Here is a 17,894-nt window from a genome sequence, read left to right on the forward strand (position 1 = left end):
ATTACCCGCTTATTCCGCCACCAATAAAAGCTGTTGAATTCAAAATGTTAAAATCGTATAAAGAATAATGATATTCAGTACTTTCATTTTTCTTTTTATATAGCGGAAAAGTTAGCGTAAAAATATTAATTCCATACATCACATCAACTTTGGCCTTGTAAAAATGCAGTTTATTACTAGTAGCGTTTCATAGTTGGTTATCATACGCTTTTAAAACATTAAAATCTATTTGATAAGAACTTTTACCAGTATTAAAACCATTTGCAATTTGTTTATCTTTAACAAAGAAATAAGAACGAAAAATCATATTCTTACTATTTTCGATTGTTGAACCAAAATTAATTAAATATTGTTTGGGATAAAAAGTAATTAAGGAGCGATAGAAAAAGCCCATTTGTAAAACATTTTTAGGAATTTGTTGCATTCCTTTATAACTTAATCCTACATAAGTAGAAGCATCCATATCAAAACTTGCATAAAAGAATTGTGTAAAAAAACCACCTAAAACTTTATAAATTTTATTAAATAAACCATTAATAAAATCAACAGTTAAATCTTTTTGATAATGAAGCATAAAATCTTTAAAATCAAATTTTAATTTGTCATCATAGCGTAAAAAATAGAAAGTATTACCATAATAATTAACTTGTCCAAAAAAGGTATTAATAAAATCTCCTCCAAAACTTGTTTTTGAACCAGATTTTCAAAGCGATTTACCATTTTCTAAAAACTCATTATTACCCACAATACTACCATGCTCAGTTTTTATAGTAATAACATCACCAAAACTAGAAAAGGAAAGTTCTCTAAAAATAACTTCTTCAATAAAACCAGACGGATATGAATTTTTGCGATTTAAACTAAATTTACTATTTTGTTTAAAACCATTTAATTTAATTGAAATTTCACTCATATATTTAAAATTATTGTCAAAGAAATTAAAAATTGGGACCCAATATAAATAACTATAATTAAATTTATCAAAATCTCGCCGTTGTATCATTAAATAGTCTAATTTATCTTGAAACTGATTATATTGATATTCACCATCATTTTTAGTTATTTCGGTAGGCAATGGTTGTTCTTTATCTTTTTCTGGTAAAGAGGGCATTCCCGCCGAAAATGAAGTTATACTATAAGATAATCTTATTGATTTAGTAAATGTTATCTTAACATTAATTATCTCAGAAATCTCATAACCAAAATCTAAATCTAAATAACTAAAATCATCGTAAGTTTTTTTAACACCATTATTTTTATAAAAATTAATTCAATCTTTATTTTTATTACCAAGAGATAAACTAAAAATGCGAGTTTTTTTAATTTCAAGTGGTAAATCGATGTTATCTTGAAACTTAATTTTAGCCCCACCGCCAATTTTGCTGGGAATTAAAAAACTATTATAAATATTAGAAAATTCTAATTCGCAACTATTGCCACATTGACTAGGATTAGTTGCTCGTTTTTCTCGCTTTATAAAAGATTGTTCCATATTAGGTTTTGGTGGTTGTTTTGTATCAAAGAAAGCCCCTAATGGTACCAAACCAATAAACATTATAATAAATCAAGAAATAATCTTATGCATTTCATCATGTCTTAAAACTATTTTTTATCGCTTTAAAAGCATCAGAAAATTTATAATGATTATGTTTTGGACATTCACAATTAACATCTTGCGTTTGATGCTTTCTAAAAATTTTATTAAAGTAATAACCTCTAATAAATAACTTAATAGCAGTTATTAACAAATAAATCATTAATAATCAAAAATACACTTTAAGAAATACATTTTGAAAATCAAATAATATAAAATCTTTAAAAAATCCATCTATATTAGTTCTAATTCTTGTTAAAAACACTCAAATTACAACCATAACAGTATGAAATATAATAAAAAAATCCATAAAACCTAAAACGCTTTTAAATCATTTAATACTTAATATTTTCTTTAACTTTTTCATTTTTTAACTCCTTTTAAAATATTTTTTATTTAGTAGGTCCTCTTAAAATTAAATATATTGTCGATAAAATACAAATTGTTCCTAAAATTTGAAAAATCGGATGTTGAGAAAATAACCTTATCATTGGTTTAAACAAATCTAAAATTTTAATATTTTTTGATAAAACTTTATTAAAATATTCTAAACCTTCACGCACATATGCTCATAAACCTAAAAAATCACCTAAAGCAAAAATAGAAAAAAACAGAAACAAGAATAAATAATATTATTAATTTAAACATTTTCTAAACCTACCTTTTTATTCGCCGTCCGTGTTGGTTAACTCATGGTCTGTTTTTAGGGCTATTACCACTAAATTTCTTAATCGGACCACTAGATGATTTTTTCTTAGTTCCTCAATTAGCAACTGATTTTTGGTATTTTTTACGAAAACCAACTTTTGGTCGTTCAATATGAATACCTAAAATGCCGCCAATTACAAGATTTATCACAAGCATAATTAGTGGGAAAATAATAATGCGAATATCTGTTCCAGGAATGGTTAAAGTTCAAATTAAATCAAAAACTTTATAAAACATATAGATAATCAAACTATCCATTTTTTCTAAGTTTTCCATTTTTTAAACTCCTTTACTTGTTTTTCTTCTTCAGATTATTTTTTAACTTAGTAAGTATCTTACTGAATTTTTCCATTTTTAAATATTCTAATGCTTCAATATCCATTACATTATCATTTCAAAATTTATGTTGATAATTATCATTCAAAGCACGATTACTTAATTCACGCAAGAATGATAAATATTTATTATCGTAAAGATTTAAAATTGACATCGGAATTTTCAATTTAAAGAAATAAATGTTTAATTCCGGAACGCTACGATACTTTATTTTGCGACCTTTTTTATCGTTTTTAGCATTAATCAGAGTTAAACGTCATTGCTCGTATTCGCTTACCGATTTAAAAGTACCGTAAATAACTTGCAAATAAGAACGAAAAATACTAACCGGTTTTTTTCTAATGCCAACAATTATTGAATTCGCAATATCGCGAACTTTAACTCATATATGTTCGGCTCGTTGCCCGCCCGCTAATACGATATGGGTAAATTGCCGTGCTGAAGCAAAATATTCTTGTAAACCTTGGGTTACTCTATCATTTTCTTTATAGTCGGTTCCTTCTAAAAATAAGTTAGTTTCATCTCATAACAGTAAATGTTTTTCATCTAAAATTGGATAATTATAATCTAAAAGTGACATATGTCCTAATGAAAGCATTTGTTTATTGGTAATCGGAGAAGTAGAAATCATTTTTCAATCGCTTAATAAGTAAGGAGCTAAAACCATTAAAGCGTTTTTCCCAGTCCCTAAGGCACCAATTATTAAATTTAAGGGTGAATTTAATAAGAAATTAATAAAACTACGACGAGCAAAAAAATGAGAAATTTTAGTATATAGAATATACGAAGCAATTAATAAATAAATAATATCAAATAACATTCGTCAACTTTGCGGATTATAATAATGCAAAATCGCACCATAAAAATCACGCAAAAATAAATAAAGTGCGATTTAAACCGACAAAATCATATAATCTTAAATTTATTTTCTTAAACAATAGCATCACTTAAATCACACTTTCTTTATTTTTATTACTATCTGCCAGGAATTAATTTTTCAAACATTTTGAAAGCGATTAAAAATAAACCAATAATCACGCCAAGCAAGAAAACTCAATATGTAGCAAAAAAATTAACGACATTTGGCATATTACCACCAATAATATCAGTTCAAATATTACCAAATGCTTTAATTAATGCTTTTCATAAGTTAGTAACCGCTTGTTCACCAGTAATTGTTACTGGTGTAGTTATTGTTTCTACTAAGAAATTTATTAACATATAATCACCCCCTTTCTAAACAAAATATGATTTAACCTTATAAAATAAAATAACCATAAATAAGACGATGAACACTAATACCATTCAAAAGGCAATATTCGCTATTAAAAGTCAAAGTGGTTCTTTCATTAAATCAATTTCTTTACCAGAAACTCACGCTGGAATAACTTTAATTTGAATAAATAAATCCCAAAAATACAATTTTGTCATTTCTCAATCTAAATCTTTTCAAGCAAATAAAAACATAATAATTACCGCTTAAAAGGTCAAAAGAGTAGAAAAATAATGGCAGAGAACAGCATTACAATTATTAAAATTGAAAACAAAAATACAACTTGAGGCGGTAAATCGGCAGTCGGATAAATTAATTCAATTAACTCAATAATTATTTTTTTAAACATTTTCTAAACCTACTTTTTAATTTCTTTTTCATCTTGTTCTAATAAATTTCGCTTAAACTTTGCAATAAATATTCGTTGTGAATAAGTAAAATCTTTTGGCAACTGTTTTGCTTAACTACCATATTTCTTTTTATCTTTAAAAAACCGATAAATATTAACAGCAATATAATATGCTAGTAATAATGTTAAAATCGTAAAAAACACTAGTCCAAATATACTCATCTTTCTTTTCTCCTTAAGTTTCTAATTTTTATCTTTTAAATTAACTAATATTTTCATTTTTAAACTCCCAAGTTTTATAGTGAATGCATAACGATATAACTACGAGACATACTTATTAACTCCTAGTGTTTCATTTTTCTTAATTGATTTCTAAACCTTAAACTTTCTAACGAAGCATAATTTTCACTTTCAAATTCTACATAATTGATATTTTTAAATTCATAGATTACTCCGCAAATTTTAGTTTTAAATTTGTTAACTGTTGATTTTAAGTATTTTACAAATTCAGAATTTACAGTTCGATTAACAATATTATTCAAAGTATCGGTAAATACTTGTTTTCTAGTAATGGGATTTTGACAGTTATATGATAATTGATAAGCCTTGATATTTAAGTCATACTGGTTTAATGATTTTTCATTCAAGACATTTTTAGTAATATATTTAGAGCAGTATTTAACAACTGATTCATTAGTATCTTGTTTAACAACCAAATTTTTATTTAATCCATAAGGTCAGTGTTTAAGAACTAATTTATTTGGTATTTTTTTATCAAGTAAAATATGAAAATGTATAGCTCCTCTTTGTTGATATTCATATGTATAAAAATATTTAATTTCTTTATTCTTTTTTTTGAAATAATATTTTATATTTCTAAAAAATTTTTTTAATTCTTTTTTACATTTTTTAACATCTGTTTCATTTAACTTATAAGTTAAAGTTAAAAATGTAAGTTCTTTAACTGAAAAATTATGATATGCCTTTCTGACAGCACTACATTTAGCACACACATTACTATTTAACATTTTGGTTTCTCGTTCTCCTTTGTTTTTTAAACCGCTAGCAGTACGAGTATTTGCTTTAATGCGTTCTAAAGGCATAACAATATTGCGAATATATTGACCGTAATAAATGGTTTTCATATAAAAATCAGTCGGATTTTGAGGTTGTAAATTCATATTTTATGCTCCAATTTTAGATTTTTGCCAGTTGTGTTATTTAATCAAGTAATAGTCGGCTTCGCCGACTAAACAGCTAGCGGGCGGGGGCATACGCCTTCCGCACCGCTTCGCAGACCAAAAATGATTACCAATTAATTGAACAAGTTTTTTTAATTTTTTGATAATTCAATTTTTTGCAAATTAACTATTTTAGGATTTTTATCAAAAGTTAATTCACAACTAAAAAATGATTTAACATTTTCTTTTAACAACTTATAAATTTCTTGTTGTTCTAGATTGTTATCATCAATTCATAAAGCTTTTTGTTCACCAGTAGGCTCAAATAAATCATTTTCATACCGCAAAAATTCGTCAGAGTAACCTGACACCACAGAACCATCTTTGTTTTTAAATACTTTTCTTTTTATACTAACTAATTTAATCTTAAACATTATTTTTTAACTCCTTTAATTTTTTTCTTTCATTTTTAAAACTTGTTTGGATTTAGTTATTCATATAAATTTTCCACATCTAATATATTTATAAATATTAAGCTTTTAATAGCTTTTCACAAAATTTAAAAGTCCTGTTAATTAAATTTAATTTCTAATAAACTAGTATCAATTTCTGCAATAAATCTTGAAGGTAAACAATAATTATTAGCTATATAAGAAAATCCTTTACTATAGCTTAAAAATAATCCTTTTTTTGCTCTTGTAATCGCAACATATAAAACTCTTCGTTCTTCTTCAATAGCAGTAATTCCATCTTCAATACTTAAAGTATTAGGAAAAATACCTTCGTTTAAACCAATAATAAATACAAAATCATATTCTAACCCTTTAGCATTATGAATTGTTATCAAACTAACTCTATCTTGAACAACAGAATTTTCATCTTGATCAACATATAAACTAACTTCTTGTAAATAATGTTGTAATAATTCCACCCCTTGTAATGAATCAGAATTTTGCAAATCATAATTTTCCATATGATTAAATAATTGTTTAACATTTTCTAAGCGTTATTCTTCAAAACCATCTGCTAATTGTTGTAAGTAAGTACCATTTTTTAAAAAATCTTGTGCTAAATAAGTTATTTTTTTATATGACTTTAGTTTTTCTTTTCAAACTTTTAAATATGTAACTAATTTAACTATTGATGGTTTTAAACTAGAAACATTTATCATTAAATATTTTAAAAGCGATTGCCCGCTATTTTGTGATTGTTCAATTAAATTGTTAATTGTTGTTATTCCCACGCCTTTAATTAAATTCAAAATTCGTATTATTGATAATTCATCACCATAAACTAAAGTTTTTAAGTAAGCTAAAACATCCTTAATTTCTTTTCTTTCAAAAAACTTAAAAGTACCATAAATACGATAATTAATATAATTATTAATTAATGCCTATTCTAAATGATGAGAAAGATGATTAGCACGATAAAGAATTAAAATATTTTTTAATAAAATATTTTTTTCAACTAACTTTTTAATTTCTTTAATTACCCAATTAGCCTCGCAAATACTAGTATTACCACAATATAGTTTTATCTTGTTACCTCGGTTATTCATTGTAAATAAATCTTTAGCAATTCGTGAATGATTATAACTAATAAGAATATTTGCAACATCTAAAATATTTTGTATTGAACGATAATTTTGATTAAAAATAAAAGTTTTCGCATTAGGAAAATAGTTATTAAAATCTAAAATTAATCTTGCTTTTGCCCCTCGAAAAGAATAAATTGTTTGGTCAGGGTCGCCAACAACAGTAATATTTTGATGTATTTTTACTAATTAATTAATTAATTGAAACTATAATTCATTAGTGTCTTGAAATTCATCAACCAAAACATAAGAAAATCGTTTCTGTCACTTTTGTAGTACTTCTGAATGCTGAGAAAATAATTTCAAAGTTAATATTAATAAATCATCAAAATCAACCATATTATTTTTAGACAAATATTGTAAATAAATCTTATAAATTTCTAATCATTGTTGCTTATATTCATAATAAAAGGCGTTGTTAATAACATCAGAATAAGATAATTGGTTATTCTTTAAATAAGAAATCATACTACTAACTTTTTTAATTTCATTATTATCAAAATTATATTGCTTATTTTTACTAATATTTTTTAAAATATTAATTTTATCAACAGTATCAATGATAATAAAATTTTTTGTATATCCTAAAACCATAATATTTCTTCTTAAAACCCTAACACAAAAAGCATGATATGTATGGATTCATATATGTTTAGATTCATCATTATCAACCAATTCATTTAATCGACTTTTCATTTCATTAGTTGCCTTATTAGTAAAAGTTACCGCTAAAATTTGACTACTATTAATGGCCAAATTATGAATTAAATGAGCAATTTTATAAATAATAACTCTTGTTTTGCCACTTCCTGCACCAGCTATAATTCTATTAGTGCCTTCACTACTTAAAACAGCTAATCTTTGCTTTTCGTTTAAATGTTTTAAATTTATAACTTCTTTCAAAATTTAAAAGCCATTTTTGTCACAAGAATTACAGATTACAACTGCATTTTTATTACCAACAACATAACTTTCGCTATCGCATTCGATACAAAATATTACTGCCAAAAGAATACATCCCCTAAAAGTTTGTAGAAAACAAAATCTTGTCATATGTATATGGTTTCTACAAAATATAGTTGTTAGTCTATTGATAATTGTGGTGATTTTGTATTATAATGTTAAAGTAATTTGTAATGCGGGTTTGGCGGAATTGGCAGACGCACCAGACTTAGGATCTGGCGTTTTACGACGTGGGGGTTCAAGTCCCTTAACCCGCACCATTTACTATAAAATGTGCACTTAATAGTGCATTATTTTTTTAATTAATTAGTATTATTTTAATAAATAGATATTTAAAAAATGAAAAAGGTGGATTTAATGAAAATAAAAATTATTTTTATTGATATTGACGGGACTTTGTTTAATGATAATCATTGTCTAACTGAATTTAATAAGGAAATGTGTATTACAGCTCAAAAGCAAGGTGTTATTGTTGTTATTAATACAGGAAGAATTACTACTAATGCTATTAGTGTTGCTAAACAAATTAATGCTCATAAATTTAAAAGTTTTGTTGTTGCTAATAATGGTGTTCATATTTATTCATTTAAAGATAAAAAATTAATTTTTAATGGAAATATTAATAATGATGTTGCTAAGGCGGTTTATCGTTGAGTTGATAATAAAGGTTTTAAATGTCAATTGTATACTGAAGATGGTTCTTTTGTTAATCGCCTTGGAGAAAATTCTAGTTATTGAGCTGATATTATGCAAGCAAAATATACAGTATTGAATGATATTGATGATTTAAATAGTGATATCGCCCGGATTGTTATTATTGCTAAAACTATTACTAGTCAAGTTGCTTCTCAGGAATTAATTAATGAATTTAATGAAAAATTTTCGCATTTAGATATTAAAGAATATCATCCAGGAATATATGAAATAACATTGCCAAAAATGAGTAAAGGTTATGGTGTTACATATATTTGTGATTTATTAGGAATTAGTGCTAGTGAAGCAATGGCGTTTGGTGATTCATATAATGATCAATGATTAATGCAAGCAGTGGGACATCCAGTGGCAATGGATAATTCAGTTGAGATTATTAAAGAATTATCTAATTATATTTGTCAAAGTAATAATGAAAATGGTGTTGGTAATACGATCCGCAAACACATTTTGAAGTAAAAATATTATTATTTTAATTATGTTAAAATAATAAAGAATGAAAGGAGAATTTAAAATGGTTATTAAAGCAGATGTAAGTAAGTTTGATGAAGCTATTAAAACTGGTAAAGTTATTATTGATTTTTATGCGGATTGATGTGGACCTTGTAAAATGTTAGCACCAATTTTTGAACAATTATCTGATGAAATGAAAGAATTTTCTTTTGTTAAAGTTGATATTGATGAATCACAAGAATTGGCACAAAGATTTAATATCAGTTCAATTCCGACATTATTAATTTTTGATGAAGGTCAATTAAAAAGAACTTTAAATGGTTATAAGTCCAAAGAAAAATTAAAAACGGCTTTAAGTTAAAATCAGTAATTTTTTTCTTGCCAAATTTAATTTTTTATATTATTCTTAAACTATAATTTCATAAGAAGGGAAGTTTAAAAATGAAAAAACCATCAATTAAAGACAAAGTAGCTGATTTTATCGTCGAAGAGTATAAAAAATATGGGATTACAAAAAGCAAAGCTAACGATATTTTTGATAGTATTATTAATATTTTAACCGAAGAAATTCAGAGTGCTGAGAGAACGCCTATTTCAGGTTTTGGTATTTTTAAAACTAAAGAAAGAAAAGCTCGAGAAGGAAGAAATCCGCAAACAGGAGAAAAAATCGCTATTCCTGCGAGAACTGTTGTCAGTTTTAGTCCTTCAACAACTTTAAAAGAAAAAGTTAATACAAATAGTTAATAATTATTAAAAATATTTGAAAAATTACAGTAATTACTGTAATTTTTTTTATTTAACTTTATCGTTTAGTAAATAATAAAAAATTAAAATATTTTACTATTGTTATTGTAATTGTGCTAGAAAATAGCAATATTAGTTTATTAAGAATGTGCTTAGTTATTTATTTAATAGGATAAGCAATTATACAAATTAATATTAATGTCATTAATAATCATTAAATAAATGATAAGTAATCCTTATTTTCACTATATTTATAAAAGGAGGAATAAATTACTTAAAAAATTATGTACTTTAACATTGATCATATCACCAGTTTCACCTATTATTTGTTGTTCTAGTAGTAGTGAATCGTTAGATGAGCAAAATGATTATACATATAGTTTAGAAGAAATTAAAAATCATTTAGGAGCAGGTATTGATGCTAGTAATTTAAGCGTTCGCGATGCTTATGTTAAAGGCTTAGATTATTCCTCTAGTTATATTAAAAAACAACAATTGGTATGGCAACCCTTTTTTGGACACTTTTTATGTAGACTGTCATTTTCTAAATTCAACAGGCGTTAAATAATTTAAACTGCCATGTATTCTACGATTATTGTATCAATTAACAAAATCAAATAATTCGCATGGTCGCGTTTAGTTTTCTTAGGTATTTTTAAAAAAAGAAAAAATAATCATTTACTATAAATTATTTATAAATTATTTCAATATGCAAATTAAGTATATATATCCTATGTATGATTTTTGTTGTAAAAAATTATTTTAATGTTGTTTTTATAACCTTTTATTAAAATTATGTTTGTTAATATTAAATAGTTTGTTTTATTACTTATTTTTAAAATAAAATGATAATTAAATTGTAATCACTTCTCTTTTAAAATTATTCAAATCTTTACCCACCTAACAAAACTTTATGCGTCCTTAAATAATATTTAGTTGTAGTATTGGATAAAATAGTTTATAATAATTAGGTTGTTAAATAAAATACTGTACATTACAATTCCCTTGCTTTATAGGTGCTGATATGTGATGAATTGACAATAAAAAATGTCATAACACCATTTATTTATGCAACTATATTCAAGGAGGAAAAAATATGAGTTTTAATGAATTAAATTTAAAGGAAGATAATATAAGTTTTGATGACTTAAATTTAAATAATAACTTAAAGCGCGCAATTTTAAAGGCGGGTTATGTTAACCCTACTGAAATTCAAAAGAAAACAATTCCGTTAGCATTAGAAAATTATGATATTATTGGAAAAAGTCATACAGGAACAGGAAAAACTGCTGCATTTGTATTACCAATCTTAAATAATTTAAATCCAAAACTACGAAGAGTACAAGCAATGATTGTTTGTCCAACAAGAGAGTTAGCATTACAAGTTTTAGATCAAGTAAGAAAATATGCTTTTTATTTAGAAGGAGTTAATGCGACAGCATTATTTGGTGGTTCGGATTTACGAAGACAAATTTATAGTTTAAAAAATAGTAATATTGTTGTTGGGACACCGGGAAGAATTGTTGATCATATTCAACGCAGAACTTTAAGATTGAATGATATTCAAACTGTAGTTTTAGATGAAGCTGATGAAATGTTAAAAATGGGATTCAAACAAGATATTGATAAAATATTTACTAGCGTTACATCAAAGTATCAAACATTATTGTTTTCAGCAACAATGAATCGTGCTGTTTTAGAAGTTGCTAATAACTATCAAAATAGTCCGGTTCAAATAAGTATTAAAAGAAATGCTGCGGAATTAAATAATATTAAGCAATATTTTATTAATACAAGAAATACAAGTAAAGATCGCGCGTTAGTGGATTTATTTTTGAAAATTCAACCAAATTTAAGTATTGTTTTTTCTAATACCAAAGCATATACTGAAAGAATTTCTAAAATATTATGAGAAAATGGAATTAAGTCAGCTATTATTAATGGTGATAAGCGACAAAGTGAAAGAAATAAAGCAATGAATGCTTTTAGAACTAATAAAGTTCAAGTGCTAATTGCTACTGATGTAGCAGCACGGGGAATTGATGTTGATGGGATTGATTATATTTTTAATTATGATTTACCTCGTGAACAAGAAAGTTATGTGCATCGTATTGGAAGAACAGGACGCGCTGGCGAAACCGGAATTGCAATTACATTAGTAAATAATAAAAAAGAATTAATTGACATTAAAAGATTAGAACAAACTTTAAACATTAAGATTAACCCGTACAATACTTAATACTGAATTTAAGGATATTACAGAAGAACATCATTTTAACTAATGATGTTTTTTACTATTCAATAAACTAAAATTAAATATCAAATTTGCAAAAATTATCAAAATTCATTAAAATTATTAGCAAAGTTAAATACTTTTTATAAATAAGGAGAAACAGATGAAATTTTCAATTATTATTGAACGATTAATAAAAAAATATCATAATTTTAAACTTAATGATATTTCACTTAAAGTTAGTAGTGGCAAGATGCATGCGATTATTGGTGCTAGTGGTAGCGGGAAAACAGTTACGATTAAATCATTAATTGGTGGTATTAATTATGATGGCGGTAAAATTTATATTAATGGTCAAGATGCTAAAAAACCGTTAGCAAAACAAACTATTGGGTATGTTCCCGAGTTTACTAAATTTCCTCGTAATATTACAACTTATCGGTTTTTAAAATCACTAGCTAAAATGAATGGTTTAAAAAATAATCAGATTAAACAAAGATTACAATCATTAATGGAAGAGTTTAATATTTGAGAATTTCGTAATAAAAATATGAATGCTTTTTCTAGTGGTATGAAAAAGAAAGTGATGGTAATTCAGGGAATTATTCATAATCCGGATATTTTAATTTTAGATGAACCGGAAGCAAATTTAGATACAACAACAAGAAAACAAATTTTAGGTTATTTAAGAATACTAGTTAATCAAGGTAAAACAGTCTTTTTTTCAACTCATTTATTAAATGAAGTTAAAGATGTTATTGATGAATGTTCAATTATTTATCGGGGTAATTTATTATATAGTGGACCAATTAGTGGTTTTCAATTAACAAATTCATTTGTTATTGAATGCGAGGATAATGAAGCGATGGTGATATTTTTTAAAGATAATGATATTGACTATTTATTTAGAGAAGAAAGTAATGATCTTTTCTTTAAATTAAAAAATTCGTTAGAAATTAATAAGATATTTATTTATGCCATTGAATATAATCTAATTATTTATCGGATTGAGCCATATACGATTGATTTAGATTTCTTTTATAATACTTTAATCAGTGAAAAATTTAATTTGTAAGAAAGGAATAAAATATGAAAATTTTATCAAGTAATAATTTTTTACCGATTTTTAATTTTGCTTTAAGAAAAATATTAGTTTCTTTGTTAACGTTAATAATTGAAATTATTACTTTATTAAGTCTTATAATAACAATAATAGTTCTTTTTATTCAATTAGGAAATGATAATGATAGTTTTTTAGTAAATTTTCAATATATTATTTTAGTATTTTTAAATTTATTATTATTTCTTTTTATTGTTTTAAATGTAGTTCGAATTATTAGTGAAGAAATAACTGATGGAACATTTTTGTTATTAATTTCTAAACCTTATTCACGATTTAAAATATTATTTTCTAAATATTTAAGTTTATTATTTGTAGTTTTTTTATTTATTGCAATTAATTTAGGAATAGCTATTTTATTATGCTATGTTATTAGTACTATTAGTAATAAGCATGCTCAGTTTATTTTACTTTTAAATATGATGATAAAATTAATGCTTTTCTCATCATTTCTTAGTTTTGTTGTGTTAGCAGGTTCAATATTAACAGCTTTAATATTTTCATCAAATATTGTTTTTTTAATATTAGTTGTTTTTAGCAGTATGTTTTTATTAGGCGGATTACCATATTCTTTAATTAAAGAAATTAGTAATAAACAAACAGTTACTATTGGTGCGGACACTTTTGATATTAATAATATTAAAGAAATAATCTTATTTAATGATGCTGTCAAAAAACTTGAAAATAACCAAACTAATATTAAAATTCGCTACTCTAAATTAGTAACCGAAATTTTTAATTTTTATAATGAATATGAATATGAACAACTTACAGCAAGGTTAACAAAAATTGATGACAAAAGAAGAGCAATGTATAAAAAATTTGATTTATATACTGATGAAATTAAGACATTTACTGCCGAGGGTAGTGTTGTACGATGAACAGGAGATCTTACAAAGGACTTAAAGAATAAAGATGTTAAATTGCATATTCGATTTAAAACATATTTTAAAACATTAGAACAATTAGATGCTAGTAATGAATACCAATATGAACTAATACAACTTATTAATAATGATTTATCACCACAAGTTGTTGAACTAACTAAAGATAAAAATGTTTCGTTAGTGGAATTAGATATTGACAAAAATAATTCAACTACTAGTAAAACATATATCGAAGTTAAGAACAAAAAAATATCTGAATGAAATCCATTTACTGTTTTTAGAGAGAATTATAATTATGAATTTGATGAAAAATTATCTGAAAAATATAATGATTTGTTTAGTAATAAGGTATATTTTGCAATTCAAGAATTAGATAATAATATTTTAGTGAAAGTTCGTCATTTGAAATTATTAACTAATCAATCATTATCAATAAATAAAAATTGGGCTGATTATCAATCATTAATGAAGACATATCGGATTATTAGTTTTCTTAATCTTTTTGAACATTGAAATCAAATGTGAACAACATTTTTAGGATTTAATGATTTCTTTTTTAGCCCCACAGGTAATTCATATATTGATTTTGATAAACAAAAAAATTATTTAAATTCATATCGTGATTTTGAAATTATAACAAATAATGAAGGACGGATTGAAGTTCAAAAGATTAATCACATTTTAAATTCAACAGCAGTAGCTATTGGTTATGGGATATTTGCAATGCTATTAAATATTGGTTCAGTTTTAGTTATTAAGCACCGAGATATTGTTTAGGTTTTCAATGGGGTTGTGCTTTTTTAATTTTGTAGAAAAATCTTGATATTTATTGAATATACTTAATTTTAGGTATATTTTTAATATGATAGAGGTGGTGGATAATAATTATGGAAAAAATAATTCAAGAACTAGTAAATACTTTAAAAGATGATCAATTTTTAGAATTTTATGAAAAAGTCAAACAACAAGCAGAATTAATAAAAAAATAAAAACGTTTAAATGAAATTAATCAAAAATTTAGAACACAAGATATTTAAATGCCCTAAATGTGAATCTTACCATTGCGTTAAAAATGGACATAATTCAGAAGGAAAATAAAAATATTTATGTAAAAATTGCCGTGCAAGCTTTGACGCTTTTCTTAATCATTTTATTTATTGAAGTCATTTAAATTATGAACAATGAAATTTATTGATTAAAATTTCATTGCTGGGGCAATCTAGTAAAACAATTTCTCGTTTTATTAAAACTACATTAAAAACTGCTTGATATAATCGTCAAAAATTAATGAAATCAAAACAATTAGAAAATACCAAATTAAAATTTAAAAAATTATCTGGTAAAATCCAAATCGATGAAACATTTATTAAAGAAATTCATAAAGGAAATTTCAAACATAAAACTGATTCACGAAGAATTCACCTTGATCCATTCGCAACTAATACTAAATGCTGTATTCAAATGGCAGTTGATAATAATAACAATATTTATGTTAAATCCACAAACACCAAACGTTTACAAAAACAATGAGTTATTGAAAATATGAACAAAGAATTAATTAACCAAAATTCAATTATTACTTTTGATATGCAAAAATTATATTTTTTAGTAGCAAAAAAAACAAATTCTACTTTATGTGTAACTAAAACAACAATTAATCCTGAAGCTAGTTATCGTAACTTAAATAAAATCAGTAAATTACAATCTAGTCTTAAAGAAGCCTTAATTCATTATCATGGTTTAGGTTTTACTAATATTCAAAATTATTTAAATCTATGAAAATGAAAATACCAACATAAGGGTTTAACTCCAAACCAACAAACAGCGGTATTATATTTTAATGTATAAAAAATTAAAGTAAAAATAGTAATTTTACATAAAAGCCTTTTAAAATTATCAAGTTGATGATTTTTTTTATTTTATCAAGAGTTTTCTACAAAATTAAAAGGTTGCTTCATTTTATGTAATAAAATTTATGTTATAATTAAAATCGAAATGCAGATGCGAGGATTGTAAATAATGAGATTATTTATTAGTTTAAAAGAATGAAATTGATATCATTGATTAATAACCGGTTTAATTTTTCTGTTAATATTTTCTCTTATCATATGACAAATATTATTATTTATTTTGCATCAAAGAAAATTTTTAGAAGGTAAAATCATTAATTGTTTAGAAATAATTAAATTATTGCCACTGCGTCAAAGATTATATCGGTTATCAGAAATTGCTAGTTATCATCATGAATTTAAAACAATTTTACCATATTGGATTTTTCTTTATGAAAAGCATAGTCAAGAACTATTAGCATTAATAATTTTAAAACAAGATCAGCAAGATATTAAGAAATTTAGTTTATATAAGTTAAAACAATTATTAGCAAAAATTAATAAGTTAAATAAAAAATCACGCGACTTATTATTAGATTATGAAAATGCTCTTAAAATTGAATTAACCCAACGCGAGCAAGCATCATTATATAAAAGTTTTTTTAATCAGTTAGTTAATAATGCTACTAAATTACAAATTCATGTGGCAATAAATCCTGAAAAATTAGATTATTTAGTTAATGTTTTACAAAATATGTTATATAACTTTGAAATTGAATTAACTAAAGGAGTATTTTTGAAGTCATATCAAATTCTTGATAAGATTGCTGTTGGTTTAATTTCCTTTACAGAAATTTTAGATAAGATTCCGCAGTTATTAACGATTGTACATAAAGTTATTCCCAAACAATTAAAACAAATGACTACTTTATATATGAATAAAGGTAATGATATTATTTTGCAAGAGCAGTTTGTGAATTTATTTGATGATGTTAATCTTCAAGTTCAACAAGTTAAAAAATTGTTAGATAATTTACAATATAAAAAGGGGCAAGTCAGAGTTGAAAAAATTCTGGTTTTGCTAGCTAATTTCAATTATCAATCACAAAAAGAAAAAGATTTAAAAACAATTTTTTCAACTTACTATGAGCCAACCATTAAATTAGTTGAATTAATTGAAAATAGTTTTGAAAATTTAAAAAAAGAATTAGTACAAATTGAAACTATTTATTTATTTTTGCCAATGGAAAAAGAAATAATTAATAATAGTCAAAAATTAGTTAAGAATTTAAGTTCACAAATGAATGAATTAATTGTGATTATGAATCAAACAAAAACTAATGCTTATCATCAATTGGTTAAATTACAGGTAAAAATTTTAGAAAATGCTTTAAAAACTCAAGTTCATTTAGAACAAGTGTACAAATTAATAACGCAAAAAACTGAAGAAGAAAAGCAATTAAAACAGTTACTTTCACATTTAGGAATCTTATTAATGCAATTAAATGCTAAGTTAAATAAAATTACTTATCAAAAAATTGCTTATACTTTCAAAGACCGGATTAGTGATGTTTATAACTCATTTTCGGAACTTAAAGAATTAATTAGTATTAGTGATAATTTACAAGAACAAAAGCGGTTATTACGCAAGTTATATTTATTAAAAGATAATATTTATAAATTACATAGTAAAATCAAAAATATTGCCATCATTGACCAACTAATTCAACGAGCAATTGTCTATGGTTATAAATTTTGTGATATTGATGATAGTGTTAACAATAAAATTAAAAGCGCACAGCTAATTTATAACAGCGCTAATTATGAAGATGCATTACAGTTAGTATTACAAGCATTAGAGTATTCGTGTGAACAACGGTTACATAAAAGATTGCAAAAAAGGTAATAGAGAGTAGGGA

The 17,894-nt window shown here is 24.5% G+C and carries 19 protein-coding genes, 1 tRNA gene and 2 pseudogenes; 10 read left to right on the top strand and 12 right to left on the bottom strand.

Translation table 4 applies throughout. The annotated features are described in order from the left end of the window. Position 1 precedes the first annotated feature (1 nt). The 11 genes and pseudogenes from I5Q57_RS06040 to I5Q57_RS09455 form a co-directional block, all read right to left on the bottom strand. Positions 2-1,585, bottom strand: a complete 1,584-nt coding sequence (locus tag I5Q57_RS06040) for a hypothetical protein (RefSeq protein ID WP_215825687.1) — start codon at positions 1,583-1,585, stop codon at positions 2-4. Further along, positions 1,578-1,961 (bottom strand): hypothetical protein, encoded by a 384-nt coding sequence (locus tag I5Q57_RS06045; protein WP_215825688.1) that lies wholly within the window; start codon positions 1,959-1,961, stop codon positions 1,578-1,580. Before I5Q57_RS06045 ends, I5Q57_RS06040 begins: the two co-directional genes overlap by 8 nt. Positions 1,962-1,986: 25 nt before the next feature. Beyond that, positions 1,987-2,157: a hypothetical protein gene (locus I5Q57_RS06050; protein WP_215825689.1), complete on the bottom strand. Its 171-nt coding sequence runs from the start codon at positions 2,155-2,157 to the stop codon at positions 1,987-1,989. Positions 2,158-2,251: 94 nt separating this feature from the next. Next, positions 2,252-2,578 (bottom strand): hypothetical protein, encoded by a 327-nt coding sequence (locus I5Q57_RS06055; protein WP_215825690.1) that lies wholly within the window; start codon positions 2,576-2,578, stop codon positions 2,252-2,254. A 13-nt stretch (positions 2,579-2,591) separates the two neighbouring features. Beyond that, positions 2,592-3,512 (bottom strand): hypothetical protein, encoded by a 921-nt coding sequence (locus I5Q57_RS06060; protein WP_215825691.1) that lies wholly within the window; start codon positions 3,510-3,512, stop codon positions 2,592-2,594. A gap of 101 nt (positions 3,513-3,613) precedes the next feature. After that, the gene (locus I5Q57_RS06065; RefSeq protein ID WP_215825692.1) at positions 3,614-3,859 is read right to left on the bottom strand and encodes a hypothetical protein; all 246 of its coding nucleotides are present in this window, start codon (positions 3,857-3,859) and stop codon (positions 3,614-3,616) included. Positions 3,860-3,874: 15 nt separating this feature from the next. After that, positions 3,875-4,105, bottom strand: a complete 231-nt coding sequence (locus tag I5Q57_RS06070) for a hypothetical protein (RefSeq protein ID WP_215825693.1) — start codon at positions 4,103-4,105, stop codon at positions 3,875-3,877. 499 nt (positions 4,106-4,604) lie between these two features. Then, positions 4,605-5,441 (bottom strand): rolling circle replication-associated protein, encoded by an 837-nt coding sequence (locus I5Q57_RS06075; protein WP_215825694.1) that lies wholly within the window; start codon positions 5,439-5,441, stop codon positions 4,605-4,607. Positions 5,442-5,593: 152 nt separating this feature from the next. Further along, positions 5,594-5,875, bottom strand: a complete 282-nt coding sequence (locus I5Q57_RS06080; RefSeq protein ID WP_215825695.1) for a hypothetical protein — start codon at positions 5,873-5,875, stop codon at positions 5,594-5,596. A 137-nt stretch (positions 5,876-6,012) separates the two neighbouring features. Further along, entirely contained in the window at positions 6,013-6,444 is a 432-nt protein-coding gene (locus tag I5Q57_RS06085; protein ID WP_256444933.1) for a 3'-5' exonuclease, read from the bottom strand. Between the two features lie 3 nt (positions 6,445-6,447). Then, a pseudogene (locus I5Q57_RS09455) lies at positions 6,448-7,938 on the bottom strand (ATP-dependent helicase). A 235-nt stretch (positions 7,939-8,173) separates the two neighbouring features. Here I5Q57_RS09455 and I5Q57_RS06110 point away from each other — a divergent pair. From I5Q57_RS06110 to I5Q57_RS06130, 5 genes are all read left to right on the top strand, one after another. After that, positions 8,174-8,258 (top strand) — tRNA-Leu (locus tag I5Q57_RS06110). Between the two features lie 97 nt (positions 8,259-8,355). Next, positions 8,356-9,168, top strand: a complete 813-nt coding sequence (locus I5Q57_RS06115) for a Cof-type HAD-IIB family hydrolase (RefSeq protein ID WP_215825696.1) — start codon at positions 8,356-8,358, stop codon at positions 9,166-9,168. 55 nt (positions 9,169-9,223) lie between these two features. Further along, on the top strand, positions 9,224-9,523 hold the full coding sequence (gene trxA / locus I5Q57_RS06120; protein WP_215825697.1) for a thioredoxin: 300 nt from the start codon (positions 9,224-9,226) through the stop codon (positions 9,521-9,523). 80 nt (positions 9,524-9,603) lie between these two features. Beyond that, positions 9,604-9,906: an HU family DNA-binding protein gene (locus I5Q57_RS06125; protein WP_215825698.1), complete on the top strand. Its 303-nt coding sequence runs from the start codon at positions 9,604-9,606 to the stop codon at positions 9,904-9,906. A gap of 297 nt (positions 9,907-10,203) precedes the next feature. Continuing rightward, entirely contained in the window at positions 10,204-10,470 is a 267-nt protein-coding gene (locus I5Q57_RS06130; protein WP_215825699.1) for a hypothetical protein, read from the top strand. Here the strand turns inward: I5Q57_RS06130 and I5Q57_RS09920 are convergent. Continuing rightward, positions 10,432-10,530, bottom strand: a pseudogene (locus tag I5Q57_RS09920) (IS3 family transposase); the annotation flags it as partial. The gene I5Q57_RS06130 and the pseudogene I5Q57_RS09920 sit on opposite strands and share 39 nt — an antisense overlap. A 472-nt stretch (positions 10,531-11,002) precedes the next feature. Between I5Q57_RS09920 and I5Q57_RS06135 the strand changes: the two are divergent. The 5 genes from I5Q57_RS06135 (at position 11,003) to I5Q57_RS06155 (ending at position 17,881) form a co-directional block, all read left to right on the top strand. Further along, complete coding sequence (locus I5Q57_RS06135) at positions 11,003-12,145, top strand: DEAD/DEAH box helicase (protein ID WP_246534678.1); 1,143 nt, start codon at positions 11,003-11,005, stop codon at positions 12,143-12,145. Positions 12,146-12,302: 157 nt separating this feature from the next. Beyond that, the gene (locus I5Q57_RS06140; RefSeq protein WP_215825700.1) at positions 12,303-13,214 is read left to right on the top strand and encodes an ABC transporter ATP-binding protein; all 912 of its coding nucleotides are present in this window, start codon (positions 12,303-12,305) and stop codon (positions 13,212-13,214) included. A gap of 14 nt (positions 13,215-13,228) precedes the next feature. Then, positions 13,229-14,923: an ABC transporter permease gene (locus tag I5Q57_RS06145; protein WP_215825701.1), complete on the top strand. Its 1,695-nt coding sequence runs from the start codon at positions 13,229-13,231 to the stop codon at positions 14,921-14,923. Between the two features lie 414 nt (positions 14,924-15,337). After that, positions 15,338-15,994 (top strand): transposase, encoded by a 657-nt coding sequence (locus I5Q57_RS06150; RefSeq protein ID WP_215825702.1) that lies wholly within the window; start codon positions 15,338-15,340, stop codon positions 15,992-15,994. Between the two features lie 171 nt (positions 15,995-16,165). Then, positions 16,166-17,881, top strand: a complete 1,716-nt coding sequence (locus tag I5Q57_RS06155; protein ID WP_215825703.1) for a septation ring formation regulator EzrA — start codon at positions 16,166-16,168, stop codon at positions 17,879-17,881. Positions 17,882-17,894: the final 13 nt, after the last annotated feature.

The organism is Spiroplasma endosymbiont of 'Nebria riversi', from assembly GCF_018831625.1.
In the GTDB taxonomy this organism is placed as follows: Bacteria; Bacillota_I; Bacilli_A; order Mycoplasmatales; family Nriv7; genus Nriv7.